General features: G+C 39.4%; 17 protein-coding genes and 1 tRNA gene. 13 read left to right on the forward strand and 5 right to left on the reverse strand.

Annotation, left to right across the window (positions count from 1 at the left end):
- The 6 genes from ADM33_RS00840 to ADM33_RS11565 form a co-directional block, all read left to right on the forward strand.
- On the forward strand, window positions 1-306 hold a 306-nt coding region (locus tag ADM33_RS00840), incomplete at its 5' end, for a glycosyltransferase (RefSeq protein WP_049502765.1).
- Window positions 307-314: 8 nt separating this feature from the next.
- Entirely contained in the window at window positions 315-1631 is a 1317-nt protein-coding gene (locus ADM33_RS00845) for a glycosyltransferase family 4 protein (RefSeq protein WP_049502766.1), read from the forward strand.
- A gap of 26 nt (window positions 1632-1657) precedes the next feature.
- Window positions 1658-1849 carry a PspC domain-containing protein gene (locus tag ADM33_RS00850; protein WP_000726417.1) on the forward strand — a complete coding sequence of 64 codons (192 nt, stop codon included), beginning with the start codon at window positions 1658-1660 and terminating at the stop codon, window positions 1847-1849.
- A 29-nt stretch (window positions 1850-1878) separates the two neighbouring features.
- Window positions 1879-2013, forward strand: coding sequence for a DUF4044 domain-containing protein (locus ADM33_RS00855; protein ID WP_000863850.1), 135 nt, complete (start codon window positions 1879-1881; stop codon window positions 2011-2013).
- A 75-nt stretch (window positions 2014-2088) separates the two neighbouring features.
- Window positions 2089-3399, forward strand: coding sequence for a GTPase ObgE (obgE, locus tag ADM33_RS00860; protein WP_045763293.1), 1311 nt, complete (start codon window positions 2089-2091; stop codon window positions 3397-3399).
- Between the two features lie 9 nt (window positions 3400-3408).
- A complete protein-coding gene (locus ADM33_RS11565; protein ID WP_049502767.1) occupies window positions 3409-3573 on the forward strand; it encodes a hypothetical protein in 165 nt (54 codons plus the stop codon).
- A gap of 45 nt (window positions 3574-3618) precedes the next feature.
- Here ADM33_RS11565 and ADM33_RS00870 read toward each other — a convergent pair whose 3' ends face one another.
- Window positions 3619-5898 (reverse strand): Xaa-Pro dipeptidyl-peptidase, encoded by a 2280-nt coding sequence (locus ADM33_RS00870; protein WP_049502768.1) that lies wholly within the window; start codon window positions 5896-5898, stop codon window positions 3619-3621.
- Window positions 5899-6075: 177 nt separating this feature from the next.
- Here ADM33_RS00870 and mutY point away from each other — a divergent pair, with 177 nt between their 5' ends.
- The 4 genes from mutY to ADM33_RS00890 all read left to right on the forward strand — a co-directional run bounded on the left by mutY (window position 6076) and on the right by ADM33_RS00890 (window position 10161).
- Complete coding sequence (mutY, locus tag ADM33_RS00875; RefSeq protein WP_049502769.1) at window positions 6076-7239, forward strand: A/G-specific adenine glycosylase; 1164 nt, start codon at window positions 6076-6078, stop codon at window positions 7237-7239.
- A gap of 64 nt (window positions 7240-7303) precedes the next feature.
- Complete coding sequence (gene yycF / locus ADM33_RS00880) at window positions 7304-8008, forward strand: response regulator YycF (protein ID WP_000722070.1); 705 nt, start codon at window positions 7304-7306, stop codon at window positions 8006-8008.
- Window positions 8001-9350, forward strand: a complete 1350-nt coding sequence (gene vicK, locus ADM33_RS00885) for a cell wall metabolism sensor histidine kinase VicK (RefSeq protein ID WP_049502770.1) — start codon at window positions 8001-8003, stop codon at window positions 9348-9350. Before yycF ends, vicK begins: the two co-directional genes overlap by 8 nt.
- A 1-nt stretch (window position 9351) precedes the next feature.
- Entirely contained in the window at window positions 9352-10161 is an 810-nt protein-coding gene (locus ADM33_RS00890; protein WP_045763287.1) for an MBL fold metallo-hydrolase, read from the forward strand.
- Window positions 10162-10197: 36 nt separating this feature from the next.
- Here ADM33_RS00890 and ADM33_RS00895 read toward each other — a convergent pair whose 3' ends face one another.
- Window positions 10198-10545 (reverse strand): thiol reductase thioredoxin, encoded by a 348-nt coding sequence (locus ADM33_RS00895; protein ID WP_049502771.1) that lies wholly within the window; start codon window positions 10543-10545, stop codon window positions 10198-10200.
- A gap of 260 nt (window positions 10546-10805) precedes the next feature.
- Window positions 10806-12524 carry a phospho-sugar mutase gene (locus tag ADM33_RS00900; RefSeq protein ID WP_049502772.1) on the reverse strand — a complete coding sequence of 573 codons (1719 nt, stop codon included), beginning with the start codon at window positions 12522-12524 and terminating at the stop codon, window positions 10806-10808.
- A gap of 226 nt (window positions 12525-12750) precedes the next feature.
- Between ADM33_RS00900 and ADM33_RS00905 the strand changes: the two genes are divergently transcribed.
- The 3 genes from ADM33_RS00905 to ADM33_RS00915 all read left to right on the forward strand — a co-directional run bounded on the left by ADM33_RS00905 (window position 12751) and on the right by ADM33_RS00915 (window position 16759).
- Complete coding sequence (locus ADM33_RS00905) at window positions 12751-14652, forward strand: ABC-F family ATP-binding cassette domain-containing protein (protein ID WP_049502773.1); 1902 nt, start codon at window positions 12751-12753, stop codon at window positions 14650-14652.
- A 1-nt stretch (window position 14653) separates the two neighbouring features.
- Entirely contained in the window at window positions 14654-15517 is an 864-nt protein-coding gene (locus ADM33_RS00910; protein WP_049502774.1) for an XRE/MutR family transcriptional regulator, read from the forward strand.
- Window positions 15518-15592: 75 nt separating this feature from the next.
- Window positions 15593-16759 (forward strand): MFS transporter, encoded by a 1167-nt coding sequence (locus ADM33_RS00915; RefSeq protein ID WP_049502775.1) that lies wholly within the window; start codon window positions 15593-15595, stop codon window positions 16757-16759.
- Between the two features lie 46 nt (window positions 16760-16805).
- Here ADM33_RS00915 and ADM33_RS00920 read toward each other — a convergent pair.
- Together ADM33_RS00920 and mscL are read right to left on the reverse strand one after the other, a co-directional pair.
- A tRNA-Arg gene (locus tag ADM33_RS00920) sits at window positions 16806-16877 on the reverse strand.
- Window positions 16878-16984: 107 nt separating this feature from the next.
- Complete coding sequence (gene mscL, locus ADM33_RS00925) at window positions 16985-17365, reverse strand: large conductance mechanosensitive channel protein MscL (RefSeq protein WP_049502776.1); 381 nt, start codon at window positions 17363-17365, stop codon at window positions 16985-16987.
- Window positions 17366-17417 lie beyond the last annotated feature (52 nt).

Below are 17417 nucleotides of genomic sequence, written 5' to 3' on the forward strand. Positions count from 1 at the left end.
GATCTTTTCTTGCTTCCAAGTTATAACGAGCTCTTTCCAATGACTATTTTAGAAGCTGCGAGTTGTGAAGCACCCATTATGCTTCGTAATCTAGATCTTTACAAGGTCATTCTTGAAGGAAATTACAGACCAACAAGTGATGTAGAAGAGATGAAAGAGGCTATCTTGGAATATCGAGAGCATCCAGAAGCACTAAAAGAATTAAAAGAAAAGGCTAAGGCCATTTCAAGAGAATATTCAGAAGAGCATCTTCTTGAAATCTGGCTAAAATTCTATCGGGAGCAAGCAGCTTTAGGAAAAAAATGAGGTAGTATATGCGAATTGGATTATTTACAGATACTTATTTCCCGCAGGTCTCGGGTGTTGCGACCAGTATTCGAACCTTAAAAACAGAACTTGAAAAGCAAGGACATGCCGTCTTTATCTTTACAACAACAGACAAGGATGTTAATCGTTATGAAGACTGGCAGATTATCCGTATCCCTAGTGTTCCTTTCTTTGCCTTTAAGGATCGTCGTTTCGCCTATCGTGGATTTACGAAAGCTCTTGAGATAGCAAAGCAATACAAGCTGGATATTATTCATACGCAGACTGAGTTTTCTCTTGGTTTATTAGGGATTTGGATAGCGCGTGAGCTGAAAATCCCTGTTATTCATACCTATCATACCCAGTACGAAGATTATGTTCACTATATCGCTAAAGGGATGTTGATTCGTCCAGGTATGGTCAAGTATCTTGTGAGAGGCTTCCTTCATGATGTTGATGGAGTGATTTGTCCAAGTGAGATTGTGCGAGACCTTCTATCAGATTATAAGGTAAAAGTTGAAAAACGAGTTATTCCTACAGGGATTGAGCTAGCCAAGTTTGAACGACCTGAGATTGGACCAGAACATATCGCAGACTTACGGGTTAAACTAGGTATTAATGAAGATGAAAAGATGCTTCTTAGCCTTTCGCGTGTTTCTTACGAGAAGAACATTCAAGCCGTTTTGGCAGCATTTCCAGAAGTTCTAAAAGAAGAGCAAAATGTTAAGTTAGTTGTAGCTGGAGATGGTCCTTATCTGGAAAATCTCAAGGAGCAAGCATCAGATTTACAGATTCAAGATTCTGTTATTTTTACAGGGATGATTGCCCCAAGTGAGACCGCACTTTACTATAAGGCTGCTGACTTCTTTATCTCAGCTTCAACTAGTGAGACGCAAGGCTTGACCTATCTTGAAAGTCTTGCAAGTAAGACTCCGGTGATAGCTCACGGAAATCCCTATCTTGATAACCTCATCAATCATAAAATGTTTGGAACTCTTTATTATGAAGAGAGAGATTTAGCAGGGGCTATTTTAGAAGCTTTAATTGCAACTCCAAAGATGGATGAGAAACTTTTGGCTGAAAAATTGTATGAAATTTCAGCTGAGAATTTTGCTAAGAGAGTGCATGAATTCTATCTAGATGTTATTATTTCAAATAATTTTGAAAAAGAATTGACTGCAGATGAACCTGTTACGAAACGTATTTTAAAGACAGTATTCTATATACCACAACAAGCAGTATCTATGCCGGTCAAGAGTTCAAGACGTATGTTGAAAGCTTCTAGAAAACAGTTGAGTCATTTAAGAAAATATTTGAACGATTAATCGAATCAAAGAAAGGAAATAAAAAAATGAAAAAGAAATTTATGAGAAGTGGTAGAGATCAAAAAATCGGTGGTGTCTGCGCTGGTTTAGCTAATTATTTTGATATTGACCCTACAATTGTACGTGTGATTTGGGGAGTTCTAGCTTTCTGTTATGGTGCTGGACTTATTGCTTACTTGATTTTGTGGGCAATCGCTCCTGTATCAGATGAATTTTAAGATTAGAGTATTATAGTAAAGGAGAAAAAATGGCATTTGGTGATAATGGGAAACGTAAAAAAACTTTCTTTGAAAAACTAACAATGTTTGTCGTGTTAATCATGTTATTTGTAACCCTAGCAGGTATCTTTGCTACAGCCATTGGTGTATTTAGCAGATTTTAAAATGCTAGATTTTCTAGCAAGTAGTAATAGTTGGTGACTGGGATTTCCCAGCCCTTTTTAGAGTGAGAAAAGAATATGAGTATGTTTTTAGATACAGCCAAGATCAAGGTCAAGGCTGGAAATGGTGGCGATGGGATGGTTGCCTTTCGCCGTGAAAAATACGTCCCTAATGGCGGTCCATGGGGAGGTGATGGAGGCCGTGGTGGTAACGTTGTCTTTGTTGTAGATGAAGGTTTACGTACCCTGATGGACTTCCGTTACAATCGTCATTTCAAAGCCCAATCGGGTGAAAAAGGGATGACCAAAGGAATGCATGGTAGAGGAGCAGAGGACTTGATTGTTCGAGTGCCTCAGGGTACAACTGTACGTGATGCAGAAACTGGAAAAGTTATCACTGACTTGATTGAGCACGGCCAAGAGTTTATCGTTGCTCACGGTGGTCGAGGTGGCCGTGGAAATATCCGTTTTGCAACACCCAAAAATCCTGCTCCTGAGATTTCTGAGAATGGAGAACCTGGTCAGGAGCGCGAGTTACAGTTAGAACTTAAAATTCTTGCTGATGTTGGTTTGGTTGGATTCCCTTCAGTTGGAAAATCAACTTTGCTCAGCGTAATTACCTCTGCAAAACCTAAAATTGGTGCCTACCACTTTACAACAATCGTTCCTAATCTTGGTATGGTCCGTACCCAATCAGGTGAGTCCTTTGCAGTGGCAGACCTACCTGGATTGATTGAAGGTGCTAGTCAAGGTGTGGGCTTGGGAACTCAGTTCCTTCGCCATATTGAGCGTACTCGCGTTATCCTGCACATCATCGATATGTCAGCCAGTGAAGGTCGCGATCCTTACGAAGATTATCTAGCTATTAACAAAGAGTTGGAATCCTACAATCTTCGTCTGATGGAGCGTCCACAAATTATTGTTGCTAATAAGATGGATATGCCAGAAAGCCAAGAAAACCTTGAAGAATTCAAGAAAAAATTGGCCACTAACTTTGATGAGTTCGAGGAATTACCAGCAATCTTCCCAATATCAGGTTTGACAAAACAAGGTTTGGCACCTTTATTAGACGCAACGGCTGAACTTCTTGATAAGACTCCAGAATTCCTTCTTTATGATGAGTCAGAAATGGAAGAAGAAGTTTATTATGGCTTTGATGAAGAAGAAAAACCATTTGAAATTAGTCGTGATGATGATGCAACTTGGGTACTTTCAGGTGAAAAACTCATCAAACTCTTTAACATGACTAACTTTGACCGCGATGAGTCTGTTATGAAATTTGCACGTCAGTTGCGCGGAATGGGAGTCGATGAAGCTCTCCGCGCCCGTGGTGCCAAGGATGGAGATTTGGTTCGTATCGGTAAGTTTGAGTTTGAATTTGTAGACTAGGAGATAGCGATGGGAGATAAACCGATATCTTTCCGAGATGCTGATGGAAATTTTGTTTCTGCAGCAGACGTCTGGAATGAGAAGAAGTTAGAAGAACTGTTTAATCGCCTCAATCCAAATCGTGCTTTGAGACTAGCAAGAACTAAAAAGCAAGCTGAAAATAACAAATCATAAAATAAACCCGTGATGATAGGCATCACGGGTTTTCTGGTTTACTGACTACTTTTGGAATGGAATTTCAAGACTTGACTGTGCAAGGTCTACAGTCAAGTGATAGTCTGTATTGTCACGTACAGTAATCTCAAAGTCGGTTGTGTAAAGAACGAGACGTACTGTATCGCCTTCTTTTAGTTTGTAAATAGTTGGTTGGAGTTCAAATTGGAATTCCATCCATTCATCTGGCTTGACTTCTTCAATTTTCAATAAATCATGACGATTTTGAAGATTGAGATAGCCTTTGGTAATAACACGTTGAGCATTTGGACTAAATGGTAGCTCGCAAAGGTTTTCTAGCATATGGTAACGACCATTATCAATCGTACGAGCAGACAAGACTCCTGGATATGGTTGTAGGTATTTCTTTTGACCAAGTTCGAGAAGTTGAGCAGAGAGAAGACCTTTATTGGTACTTGACTTGAGACGAAGGTTTAGTTTAACACGACCATTGATATGAAGATCTTCAGTCACTGGAAAATCAATGGTAATCTGATTCACCTTACCTTGATACAATTCATTATTAAAGGTTTGGTAAGTCTTTCCAAATCGTTCGAAGTCAGAATCTTGGTAATGATTTTCAATGACAGCTTCTTCAGTACCTAAAGAGAAAGTTTTATGGTCAGTTTGATTTCCAAAATCTTCAAGTGACAGCCAGGTTTGAGGAGCAGTATTGTCTTGCCAAACGACTATTGGAAGTTGGTAGTCAGTTTCTTGACCCAATAATTTCTGCGTCAAAAGAGCATTCATGGATTCACGGAAATCAATAGACTGCCAGTTGTTCATATAAACGTGGGCGCCGTTATGGTAAAAGAGATGTTTCTTAATATTGCTTGGAAGAGCATTGAACATTTGATAGACATGAAGTGGTTTTACATTCCAGTCTTGTGAACCGTGGGTGAAGACAACTTCAGCCTTTACCTTTTGAGCATTAAGAAGGTAGTTTCTGTCATGCCAAAATTGGTTATAATCTCCAGTTTTACGGTCTAGATTTTTCTTGAGCTCTTCTATGGATGCTTGATGAGCCTCGTTTCCACGAATAAAGTCACCAGCTAAGAGATTACGAGAATAAGTTAATTCATCTAATGAATCGAAGTCCTCTCCAGGATAGCCACCAGGGCTTGTTACCAGACCATTTTCTCGGTAATAGTTGTACCAAGAAGAAATACCGGCTTCAGCAATGATGACCTCTAAACCATCAACTCCTGTAGTAGCAAGACCATTAGACATTGTTCCAAGATAAGAAAGACCAGTAGTTGCTACCTTACCATTGGACCAGTCAGTCTTGACTTGACTTTTACGACTATGGTCTGTAAAGGCGCGACAACGGCCATTGAGCCAATCAATGACATTTTTATAGGCTTCAACTTGTCGGTAGTCACCATTAGTCATCTGACCTTGAGAATCCTTTGTACCAAGACCAGATACGTAGATATTTGCATATCCTCTTGGAAGGAAGTAGTCGTTAAGTGTGTAGCTGCTATTGATATGAGTCAGTTTTTCTTCAGCTTCTGGAACGAGGTCTGCTTGGCCAACTGGCTCAATAAAACTAATCCTTGGCTCTTCTAAGCTAATCTCATGTGGTTCTTTGACTTCTAGTTCAGCTTCCATTTTGTAAAGGGCCTTATCACTAGCCTTATCATTGGTTCCCTGGTGGTATGGACTTGCAGTCATGACTGCTGGAATTTTGCCATTGTAAGATGGACGGATGATGCTAACCTTGACTAAATCAGGTAGACCATCATTATCAGAATCAATACGAGTTTCTACATAAACAACTTCACGAATAACATTGTTAGTTGAGAAAGTAGCCAAACTCTTTCCATTGAAGTAGTGGTAATCATTGTCCTCAGGGATAAGACCATCACTAACTAGCTGATCAATCAAGGTATTTCCCTTTTTAGTGCGCGTGTTAAGGAGTTGATAAAGATTGTCAATCAAATCTCCGTATACAATAGGGAATGCCGTTTCTTTATGAAAAGCTAGACCATCTTCAAAGTCTATTAAGTAGTTGAAACCAAGCAACTGAAAGGCAACAGTATAGAAAATTTCTGAAGTTAATTCACGATCAGAATTGAAGAAAGTGAGTAGATCAGTTTCTTTGTCAACCGCTAAAGTTGAGAGGGGATAATCCGTATTTTTGTAATTGAAAAAATAAGTTCTAACAAAAGATTCAAACAGTTCTTTATCAGAATTTGATTGATCAAGCTTGAATCCAAGGTTGGATAATTCCTGTAAAGCTTCTTGCTGGCTTACAGGATAGTAACTGAATTGATTAAAACGCATAGATGCCTCCTTTGAAGAATCATTAAATTTATTATATCAAAAAAGAAGAGAAAATGATAGAATCAGCTGGTTTGGAAAGGTTAAATTGCTATTAATCTAACAGAGTTTAAGAGAGTGTTTTAACAAGCCCTATCTTGATTTTTTGAGTATCCTAAAAGGTTATGCTATACTAGAAATATGTTAGATTTGGAGAAATATGGTGTGACCATGTGGGAAGAGGACAAGATTTTCTCTTTCCGTCAAAAATTATTAGCCTGGTATGACGAAAACAAGCGTGATTTACCCTGGAGACGAAGCAAGAATCCTTATCATATCTGGGTATCTGAAATTATGTTGCAGCAGACTCGAGTTGATACCGTCATTCCCTATTATGAACGTTTTTTGGACTGGTTTCCGACTGTTGAAAGCTTAGCAAATGCACCTGAGGAGCGCTTATTAAAAGCTTGGGAAGGACTTGGCTATTATTCTCGTGTCCGCAATATGCAAACAGCTGCTCAACAGATTATGAATGAATTTGAAGGCAAGTTCCCGTCTACTTATGAAGGTATTTCAAGCTTAAAAGGGATTGGTCCATATACAGCTGGTGCAATTTCTAGTATTGCCTTTAACCTTCCGCAGCCTGCAGTAGATGGCAATGTCATGCGTGTTTTGGCACGTTTATTTGAAGTCAATCATGATATTGGAAATCCTAGCAATCGCAAGATTTTTCAAGCAATGATGGAGGTTCTGATAGATCCAGATCGCCCAGGTGATTTCAATCAGGCTTTGATGGATTTAGGTTCAGATATTGAGGCTCCTGTTAATCCAAGACCAGAAGAGAGTCCGGTTAAGGAGTTCAGTGCTGCTTACCAACATGGGACCATGGATCGCTATCCCATTAAGGCTCCCAAGAAAAAGCCAATCCCTATTTATCTAAAGGCTCTTGTAGTGCAAAATAATCAGGGGCACTTTCTATTAGAGAAGAATGAGAGTGAAAAACTCTTGGCTGGATTTTGGCATTTTCCCTTGATTGAAGTTGATGAATTCTCAGACCAGACTCAGGACTTGGACCTTTTTAGTCAAGTAGCGGAGCCAATTCTAGAACTGGGACCATCTCCACAGGAGAGTTTTGAACAGGACTATGATCTTGAAGTTGATTGGCAAGATCTACTTTTTGAAGAGGTCAAGCACATTTTTAGCCATCGCAAATGGCATATCCAGATAATTGCAGGCCGAGTTACTGAAACACAGGAATATGCAGATAGAGAAGTCCTTTGGTTAAGTCCGGAAGAATTTATCAATTATCCCCTAGCTAAACCTCAGCAAAAGATTTGGCAAGCCTACTTGAAAAGAAGCTGCTAGCATTGGTCTTTCGTGTCTTCTTTACATTTTTTTGGTATAATGAGATAAGGAAAAAGGTGACTAAATGAAAAAAATACTAATTGTAGATGATGAAAAACCCATCTCAGATATTATAAAATTTAATATGACCAAGGAAGGTTATGAAGTTGTAACTGCTTTTAATGGTCGTGAAGCTCTTGAACAATTTGAAGCTGAGCAACCAGATATTATTATCTTGGATTTGATGCTTCCAGAGATTGATGGACTTGAGGTTGCAAAAACTATTCGTAAGACAAGTAGTGTTCCTATTATCATGCTTTCAGCAAAGGATAGCGAATTTGATAAGGTTATTGGGCTTGAGCTTGGGGCGGATGACTATGTAACCAAGCCATTTTCAAATCGTGAACTACAGGCCCGTGTTAAAGCTCTTCTCCGTCGTACAGATATTGTCTCAGTTGATAACCAAGAACCTGAAACGAAATTACAAAGTCTGCAGATTGGCGATTTGGAGATTTTACCCGATGCTTACGTGGCTAAGAAATATGGTGAAGAGTTAGACCTAACCCACCGCGAATTCGAGCTCTTACATCATTTAGCTTCTCATCTTGGTCAAGTTATTACCCGAGAACATCTTCTTGAAACTGTTTGGGGATATGACTATTTTGGAGATGTCCGTACAGTTGATGTAACTATTAGACGTTTGCGCGAGAAGATTGAAGACACACCAAGTAGACCTGAATACATCCTAACTCGTCGTGGAGTAGGATATTATATGAGAAATAATGATTGAAGTAATTAGACAAACAATTTTGACGAGTGACTTTATCTATATCCTCATCCTAATTGGCTTTATTATGCTGGTGACTTTCCTCTTGCTTGAGAGCCGTCGCGATAATATTCGCCTTAGACAGCTAAACCAGAAGGTTAAGGATTTAATTGCTGGTGATTATTCTCAGGTTTTGGATATGCAGGGAAGTTCAGAGATTACCAATATCACAAACAATCTTAATGATTTGTCAGAAGTAATCCGTTTGACTCAAGAAAATCTGGAACAAGAGAGTAAAAGGTTGCATAGTATCTTGTCCTACATGACAGACGGAGTACTTGCGACCAATCGTCGTGGGCAAATCATCATGATTAATGATATGGCCAAGAGACAACTTGGAGTCGAAAGGGATGATGCTCTTAATCAAAATATCTTAGAGTTACTCAAGATTGAGGATGAGTATGAGTTGAGAGATCTCATTACCCAAAGTCCTGAATTGATGATTTATTCCCAAAATGTGAATGGGGAGTATATCAGCTTGCGCGTGCGTTTTGCCTTGATTCGTAGAGAATCTGGCTTTATCTCTGGTTTAGTAGCAGTTCTACATGATACGACTGAACAAGAGAAGGAAGAACGTGAGAGAAGGCTTTTCGTTTCGAACGTTAGTCATGAATTGCGTACACCTTTGACCAGTGTAAAATCCTATCTTGAGGCCTTGGATGAAGGAGCTCTTACAGAACCGGTTGCTCCAGACTTTATCAAGGTTTCTCTTGATGAAACCAACCGTATGATGCGGATGGTGACGGACCTCTTGCATCTTTCACGGATTGACAATGCAACTAGTCACTTAGATGTTGAATTGATTAACTTTACGGCCTTTATCACTTTTATCCTTAATCGTTTTGATAAAATGAAAAGTCAAGATGAGGAGAAGAAGTACGAGTTGGTGAGAGATTATCCGATTAACTCTGTTTGGATTGAGATTGATACGGATAAGATGACCCAGGTGATTGACAATATCCTGAATAACGCTATCAAGTATTCACCAGATGGTGGAAAAATCACTGTAAGCATGAAGACTACAGATGATCAGATGATTTTATCAATTTCGGACCAAGGGCTTGGGATTCCTAAAGAAGATCTACCAAAGATTTTTGACCGTTTTTATCGTGTTGACAAGGCAAGAAGTCGTGCTCAAGGTGGTACTGGTCTAGGACTTGCTATTGCTAAAGAAATCGTCAAACAACATAATGGATTTATCTGGGCTAAGAGTGAATATGGCAAGGGTTCAACCTTTACTATCGTACTGCCATACGATAAGGATGCCGTGAAAGAAGAGATTTGGGAGGATGAACTAGAAGACTAGAATGAGTGATATCGGTTTTAAATACAGTATTTTAGCATCGGGTTCCAGTGGAAATTCATTTTACTTGGAAACACCAAAAAAGAAAATTTTAGTAGATGCGGGCCTATCTGGCAAAAAAATTACAAGCCTTTTGAGTGAAATCAATCGTAAACCAGAGGATTTAGACGCTATCTTGATTACGCATGAACATTCAGACCATATCCACGGTGTGGGCGTTCTGGCTCGCAAGTACGGCATGGATCTTTATGCTAATGAGAAAACTTGGCAGGCTATGGAAAATAGTAAGTATCTTGGTAAGGTTGACTCATCTCAAAAGCATATTTTCGAGATGGGAAAAACTAAAACCTTTGGTGACATCGATATTGAGAGCTTTGGTGTGAGTCATGATGCAGTGGCGCCCCAGTTTTATCGTTTTATGAAGGATGATAAGAGCTTTGTTATGCTGACGGATACGGGCTATGTTAGTGACCGGATGGCTGGCATTGTCGAGAACGCAGATGGCTATCTGATCGAGTCAAATCATGATGTGGAAATCCTGCGAGCAGGATCTTACGCATGGCGACTCAAACAACGCATCCTGTCTGACCTTGGTCACCTCTCAAACGAGGATGGAGCAGACGCCATGATTCGCACACTAGGTAATCGTACCAAGAAGATTTACCTAGGCCATTTGTCCAAGGAAAATAATATCAAGGAACTGGCCCACATGACCATGGTCAATCAGTTAGCTCAAGCAGATCTTGGAGTTGGAGTAGACTTTCAAGTTTACGATACTTCACCAGATACAGCAACACCATTGACGGAGATATAAAAAAGAAGGCACAAGCCTTCTTTTTTATAGACTATTTTACAAGCCAGCAAATTCTTTGATTTCTTGAGCTGACATTGAAGAGTCGCAACGGACATTGATTTGACCATTTGCTACATGGACGAATCCTGGTACAGTCGGGATTTCGTAGCGTGAACGGAAGTCTTGCAAAGCTTCAAGTTGGCTTGGTTCTTCACTGTTGATGAAGTAGATGTGGGCTTTGGTTTCAGAAACCACACCAGCCAATGTGCCAGCAAATTTACGGCAGTAAGGACAAGTTTTGCGTCCGATAAAGAAAGTAGCTGTTTCTTGCTTGTCGAGCGCTTCTTGAGCACGCGCAACTGTTGTCACTTCAAGATCTTTGATGTTTTCTAAAAATTGTTCCATGAGAATACCTCGCTTTTTTTGATAAAACTAGTATGCCATAAAAATGTTAAAATTGCTTATTTTTGATACGCAAATAGATGGTTGGGTAGAAATCAGTAGTCTAAGTCTGATTTTCTAGTCCTATTTCCGTGTGTCTTTAAAGATATAGAAACTGAAGTTCTGGTCAAGAGAGTTAGAAGAAGGCATAAATTACAGTCAAATTTTACTTTATCATCAAAAATAAAGGTCAGGATTTTTCCCGACCTTTATTATATAGTTGCTTATTTTACAAAGTCATTGATTTCAGCTTCGATGTTAGCAATCTTAGCTTGTGAATCTTCGTTGCTTTCACCTACAACTGCAATGTAGAACTTGATTTTTGGTTCTGTACCTGAAGGACGAACTGCGATCCATGAACCATCTGCAAGAGTGTATTTCAATACATCACTTGGAGGAGTAGTCAAGGCTGTTACAGTGCCATCAGTGGCAGTAGAAGTTTGTGCTTTGAAGTCCTCAGTGATTGAAACTTCTGTTGCATTCCATTCTTTTGGACCATTTTCACGGAATTTAGCCATAATTGCTTTGATTTGCTCGGCACCGTCAACACCAGAAAGAGTAACAGAGATTGTCTTTTCAGCATAGTAGCCGTACTCTTTGTAGATTTCTTCGATACCGTCAGCTAAAGTCAAACCACGAGAGCGGTAGTAGGCAGCAAGTTCAGCAACGACAAGAACGGCTTGGATAGCGTCTTTATCACGCACGAATGGTTTAATCAAGTAACCGAAGCTTTCTTCAAATCCCATCATATAAGTGTGATTGTGTTTTTCTTCGAATTCTTGGATTTTTTCAGCGATGAATTTGAAACCAGTCAAGACGTTGAACATAGTTGCGCCGTAGCTTTCAGCAATCTTGGTTACCAAGTCAGTTGATACGATAGATTTGCAAAGGGCTGCGTTTTCTGGAAGTGTTCCAGCATTTTTGTGAGCTTCCAAGATGTACTTAGCCATGATAGCACCGATTTGGTTACCTGAAAGGTTAAGGTAGCTACCATCTTTTTGAAGAACTTCAACACCGACACGGTCAGCATCAGGGTCAGTTGCAACAAGAACATCAGCGCCCACTTGGCGACCAAGTTCTTCTGCAAGTGCAAAGGCTGCTTGGCTTTCTGGGTTTGGAGATTTAACTGTTGAGAAGTCTGGGTCTGGAGTTGCTTGAGCTTCAACGACTTGAACAGAATCAAATCCTGCTTGAGCAAGAGCACGACGAGCCAACATTTCACCAGTACCATGAAGAGGTGTGTAGACAATCTTCATATCTTTACCAAATTCTTCAATCAAGGCTGGGTTGATGTTAACGTCCTTAACTTCTTTGAGGTATTCCCCATCGACAGCTTCGCCGATAACTTCAATCAAGCCAGAAGCTTTTTCAGCTTCTACATCAGCAACTTCAACAGCAAAAGGATTTTCAATCGCACGGATGTAAGTTGTCAAAGCGTCTGCATCGTGTGGAGGCATTTGACCACCATCTTCACCATAAACCTTGTAACCATTGAATGGAGCAGGGTTGTGGCTGGCAGTAATCATGATACCTGCAAAGCAGTTGAGGTGACGAACGGCAAATGAAAGTTCAGGAGTTGGACGGAGACTTTCAAAAACATAAGATTTAATACCGTGTTTAGCAAGAACTGCTGCAGATTCAAAGGCAAATTCTGGAGAGAAGTGACGGCTATCGTAAGCGATGGCAACACCACGTTCCTTTTCATTTCCACCTTTTGACTCAATCAAACGAGCCAAACCTTCAGTTGCTTGACGAACAACGTAGATGTTAATGCGGTTAGTACCAGCACCAATCAGTCCACGCATACCAGCAGTACCAAATTCAAGATTGGTATAGAATGCGTCTTCTTTAGTTTTCTCGTCCATGTTTTCCAAATCTTGACGAAGATAATCTGGAAGTTCTGCGAAATCAACCCATTTTTGGTAGTTTTCTTGGTAAGCCATAAGAAATCTCCTTTAATATATAATCTAATCGCTTACATTATACCACGATTTGAAGTTTTAGTAAAACGTTAGCATAAGTTTCTGAAAAAGTTATGAAATGGAAAACTTCTTAGAGTAACTTTCACTTGAATTAGCGGTGGAGCTTAGTTTGGGAAATTAGCAAGTTATGAAATATAGCTAAACCACAAGTCTTGAACGGCTTACCGAAACATGCTATACTAACTGTATGATTATTTTACAAGCTAATAAAATTGAACGTTCTTTTGCAGGAGAGGTTCTTTTTGATAATATAAACCTACAAGTAGATGAAAGAGACCGCATTGCCCTCGTTGGGAAAAATGGTGCTGGAAAGTCTACTTTACTCAAGATATTGGTTGGAGAAGAGGAGCCAACCACTGGTGAAATCAATAAGAAAAAAGATATTTCCCTCTCATATCTAGCACAGGATAGCCGTTTTGAGTCTGAGAACACCATCTATGATGAAATGCTTCATGTATTTGATGACTTGCGTCGTACCGAAAGACAACTTCGACAGATGGAGTTGGAGATGGGGGAAAAGACTGGTGCAGAACTAGATAAGCTCATGTCTGACTATGATCGCCTATCAGAAAATTTCCGTCAGGCTGGAGGCTTTACCTATGAAGCTGATATTCGCTCTATCTTAAATGGTTTCAAGTTTGACGAGTCCATGTGGCAGATGCGAATCGCTGAGCTTTCTGGAGGGCAAAATACCCGTTTAGCCCTTGCCAAAATGCTCCTTGAAAAGCCTAATCTTTTAGTCTTGGACGAGCCGACTAACCACTTGGATATTGAAACCATTGCCTGGTTAGAAAACTATCTAGTTAATTATAGCGGTGCTTTAATTATCGTCAGCCACGACCGTTATTTCCTCGATAAGGTTGCAACCATAACATTAGACTTAACCAAACATTCTTTGGACAGATATGTAGGGAACTACTCAAGTTTTGTGGAGCAGAAGGAGCAGAAGCTCGCAACTGAAGCCAAAAACTACGAAAAACAACAGAAGGAAATTGCTGCCTTAGAAGACTTTGTCAATCGAAATCTTGTCCGAGCATCGACAACCAAACGAGCGCAATCTCGACGCAAGCAACTGGAGAAGATGGAGCGCTTGGATAAGCCTGAAGCTGGTAAGAAATCAGCTAATATGACCTTCCATTCTGATAGAGTATCTGGTAATGTCGTTTTGACAGTGGAGAATGCTGCCATTGGCTATGATGGTGAAATCTTATCAGAACCCATCAACCTTGATCTTCGTAAGATGAACGCTATTGCCATTGTTGGTCCAAATGGCATTGGTAAGTCAACCTTTATTAAGTCTATTGTGGACCAGATTCCCTTTATCAAGGGTGAAAAGCGCTTTGGTGCTAATGTTGAGGTTGGTTACTATGACCAGACTCAAAGTAAGTTAACACCGAGCAATACAGTCTTAGACGAACTCTGGAATGATTTCAAGTTGACTCCTGAACTGGAAATCCGTAATCGCCTAGGTGCCTTTCTTTTCTCTGGTGATGATGTTAAGAAATCAGTTGGTATGCTTTCAGGTGGAGAGAAAGCTCGATTGCTTCTGGCTAAACTTTCCATGGAAAACAACAACTTCTTGATTCTCGACGAGCCGACTAACCACTTGGACATTGATAGCAAGGAAGTTCTGGAAAATGCTCTGATTGACTTTGATGGAACTCTTCTCTTTGTCAGCCACGACCGTTATTTCATCAACCGTGTAGCCACTCATGTGCTGGAATTATCTGAAAATGGATCAACACTTTATCTGGGTGATTATGACTATTATGTTGATAAAAAAGCAGAGCTAGCAGCTAGCCAAGCGGAAGAAGCGGCAGTTGTTAACCAAGAAAAAGAAGTTTCTCCAGTTAATGACTACCAAGCCCAAAAAGAGAGTCAAAAAGAACTGCGTAAATTGATGAGACAAATCGAGAACCTGGAGATAGAAATAGAAGAATTGGAAACGCAAGCCCAAGCTATCTCTGAACAAATGCATACCACCAATGATGCAGATGAACTCATGCAATTACAAGCAGAACTTGATAAGATTAGCCAGCGTCAGGAAGAAGCCATGCTAGAGTGGGAAGAATTATCGGAGCAGGTGTAAGATGGAACATCTTGGAAAAGTCTTTCGGGAATTTCGAATCAGTAAAAATTATTCTTTAAAAGAAGCTGCAGGAGAGGCCTGTTCAACCTCCCAATTATCTCGCTTTGAATTAGGGGAATCTGATCTGGCTGCTTCACGTTTCTTTGAAATATTAGATAATATTCACGTGACGATTGAAAATTTTATGGATAAGGCCAGAAATTTTCAACATCATGAGCATGTCAGCTTGATGGCTCAGATTATTCCACTTTACTACTCAAATGATATTGCAGGTTTTCAAAAACTTCAAGAAGAACAACTTGAAAAAGCTAAGAGTTCAACAAATCCCCTCTATTTTGAGCTGAACTGGATTTTATTACAAGGTCTGATTTGTCAAAGAGATGCTAGCTTCACTATGAAGCAAGATGATCTGGATAAGGTGGCAGATTATCTTTTCCAAACAGATGAATGGACCATGTATGAGTTGATTCTCTTTGGCAATCTCTATAGCTTTTATGATGTGGACTATGTTGCTCGCCTTGGTAGAGAAGTGATGGAGCGTGAAGATTTCTATAAAGAAATTGGTCGCCATCGAAAACTGGTCTTGATTTTAGCTCTTAATTGTTACCAGCATTGTTTAGAACATCTTGCTTTTGAAAATGCCAGCTACTTTGAAGCTTATATAGAGAAGATTATAGGTAAGAGCATCAAACTCTATGAGCGTAATGTTTTCCACTTTCTTAAAGGATTTGCTCTTTATCAGAAGGGGCAAAAAGAAGAAGGTTGTAAACAAATGCAGGAAGCCATGCATATTTTTGATGTGCTAGGTCTTCCGGAGCAAGTAGCTTACTATCAGGAACATTACGATAAATTTGTAAAAAATTAATTTCCCAAATAAGGGAAAAATGAGAAACTCCTTCAAGTTTTGATACAATAGTTTCAAAATTTGAGAGGAGTTTTTATGAATCGATATGCAGTACAGTTGATTAGTCGTGGAGCTATTAACAAACTAGGAAATATGCTCTATGATTATGGGAATAGTGTTTGGCTGGCCTCAATGGGAACGATTGGGCAAACCGTTCTAGGGATTTATCAGATCTCTGAACTCGTTACATCCATACTAGTTAATCCCTTTGGAGGTGTGATTTCAGACCGTTTTTCCCGTCGCAAGATTTTGATGACAACAGACTTGGTTTGTGGGATTCTCTGTCTGGCCATTTCTTTTATCAGAAATGATAACTGGATGATTGGAGCTTTGATCTTTGCTAATATTGTCCAGGCCATTGCCTTTGCATTTTCTCGCACTGCTAATAAAGCTATTATAACGGAGGTTGTAGAGAAAGACGAGATAGTGACCTATAACTCTCGTTTGGAGTTAGTTTTGCAGGTTATTGGTGTTAGTTCTCCTGTGCTTTCTTTCCTTGTTTTACAATTTGCAAGTCTTCACATGACGCTCTTACTAGATGCACTGACTTTTTTCATTGCTTTTGCTCTAGTTGCTTTACTTCCAAAAGAAGAACCAAAGGTTCAAGAGCAGAAGAGTTTCACTGGGAAAGATATTTTTGCGGATATCAAAGATGGCTTGCACTATATCAGGCATCAAAAAGAAATTTTCTTTCTCTTGTTAGTGGCTTCCAGTGTGAATTTCTTTTTTGCAGCTTTTGAGTTTTTGCTCCCTTTTTCAAATAAACTCTATGGTGTAGAAGGAGCCTATGCGACTATCTTAACCATGGGTGCAATTGGCTCAATCATCGGAGCACTGATAGCAAATAAATTTAAATCGAGCATGAATACACTTTTATTCTTATTGATTTTAACAGGAGTAGGAGTTTTCATGATGGGCTTGCCACTACCTAATTTTCTCACTTTTTCAGGAAACCTAGTTTGTGAATTATTTATGACAATTTTTAATATTCACTTCTTTACTCAGGTACAAACCAAGGTTGATGGAGACTATCTTGGGAGGGTATTGAGTACCATTTTTACACTGGCAATTCTCTTTATGCCGATTGCGAAAGGTGTAATGACATTTTTACCAAGTGTGCAATTAGTTTCCTTTTTAATCATCGGACTCGGAGTTATTCTTCTTTCGTTGGTATCAATGATCTATATTCAAAGACAAGGGTAACACAGAAAAAAAGCAACGGTACCGTTGCTTTTTTTGTTTTCATCAATCCACCCTGAGGGAATCGAACCCCCATCTCAAGAACCGGAATCTTACGTGATATCCATTACACTAAGGGTGGAAACTTTAATTATTATATCAAAAAAGAGAGCTGAACTCAAGTTTTTTCTAAGCTCAGTAAAAGGAGAATAAAAAAAGATTCAGTATTGAACCGAATCCTCTATATTATTATTTTTTCTCAAGAAGAGCTTTGATTTCTTGAAGAACTTCCAACTCAGTTGGACCAGCAGGTGCCTCTTCAGCGACTTCTTCTTTTTTACGAAGATTTTGAGCTTTTTCCATTGCTTTAATCACAAAGAATAGAACAGTACCAACAACTAGGAAGTTGATAATAGCACTCAAGAATTTACCATATGTAACCCCATTCCATGCAAGCTCAGCGATGTTTTGTACTTTCGCAGCTTCCAAGGCTGGGTTCAATAGGAGTGGAGTGATGATATCATTAACAAATGAAGTAACGATAGCACCAAAAGCAGAAGCGATGATCACACCGACAGCAAGGTCTACAACATTACCGCGGAGCAAAAATTCTTTAAGATCTTTTAACATTTTCTTTTTCCTTTCGAAATTTTTACAATCTAAATTATAACTTAATCATCTG

The organism is Streptococcus oralis (assembly GCF_001075875.1).
Taxonomy (GTDB): Bacteria; Bacillota; Bacilli; order Lactobacillales; family Streptococcaceae; genus Streptococcus; species Streptococcus oralis_I.

Excerpts from the sequence above, each read along its gene's own strand:
- ADM33_RS00845 (WP_049502766.1), top strand. The coding sequence starts at position 315 with ATGCGAATTGGATTATTTACAGATACTTATTTCCCGCAGGTCTCGGGT.
- ADM33_RS00850 (WP_000726417.1), top strand. The coding sequence starts at position 1,658 with ATGAAAAAGAAATTTATGAGAAGTGGTAGAGATCAAAAAATCGGTGGT.
- ADM33_RS00855 (WP_000863850.1), top strand. The coding sequence starts at position 1,879 with ATGGCATTTGGTGATAATGGGAAACGTAAAAAAACTTTCTTTGAAAAA.
- obgE (WP_045763293.1), top strand. The coding sequence starts at position 2,089 with ATGAGTATGTTTTTAGATACAGCCAAGATCAAGGTCAAGGCTGGAAAT.
- ADM33_RS11565 (WP_049502767.1), top strand. The coding sequence starts at position 3,409 with ATGGGAGATAAACCGATATCTTTCCGAGATGCTGATGGAAATTTTGTT.
- ADM33_RS00870 (WP_049502768.1), bottom strand. The coding sequence starts at position 5,898 with ATGCGTTTTAATCAATTCAGTTACTATCCTGTAAGCCAGCAAGAAGCT.
- mutY (WP_049502769.1), top strand. The coding sequence starts at position 6,076 with ATGTTAGATTTGGAGAAATATGGTGTGACCATGTGGGAAGAGGACAAG.
- yycF (WP_000722070.1), top strand. The coding sequence starts at position 7,304 with ATGAAAAAAATACTAATTGTAGATGATGAAAAACCCATCTCAGATATT.
- vicK (WP_049502770.1), top strand. The coding sequence starts at position 8,001 with ATGATTGAAGTAATTAGACAAACAATTTTGACGAGTGACTTTATCTAT.
- ADM33_RS00890 (WP_045763287.1), top strand. The coding sequence starts at position 9,352 with ATGAGTGATATCGGTTTTAAATACAGTATTTTAGCATCGGGTTCCAGT.
- ADM33_RS00895 (WP_049502771.1), bottom strand. The coding sequence starts at position 10,545 with ATGGAACAATTTTTAGAAAACATCAAAGATCTTGAAGTGACAACAGTT.
- ADM33_RS00900 (WP_049502772.1), bottom strand. The coding sequence starts at position 12,524 with ATGGCTTACCAAGAAAACTACCAAAAATGGGTTGATTTCGCAGAACTT.
- ADM33_RS00905 (WP_049502773.1), top strand. The coding sequence starts at position 12,751 with ATGATTATTTTACAAGCTAATAAAATTGAACGTTCTTTTGCAGGAGAG.
- ADM33_RS00910 (WP_049502774.1), top strand. The coding sequence starts at position 14,654 with ATGGAACATCTTGGAAAAGTCTTTCGGGAATTTCGAATCAGTAAAAAT.
- ADM33_RS00915 (WP_049502775.1), top strand. The coding sequence starts at position 15,593 with ATGAATCGATATGCAGTACAGTTGATTAGTCGTGGAGCTATTAACAAA.
- mscL (WP_049502776.1), bottom strand. The coding sequence starts at position 17,365 with ATGTTAAAAGATCTTAAAGAATTTTTGCTCCGCGGTAATGTTGTAGAC.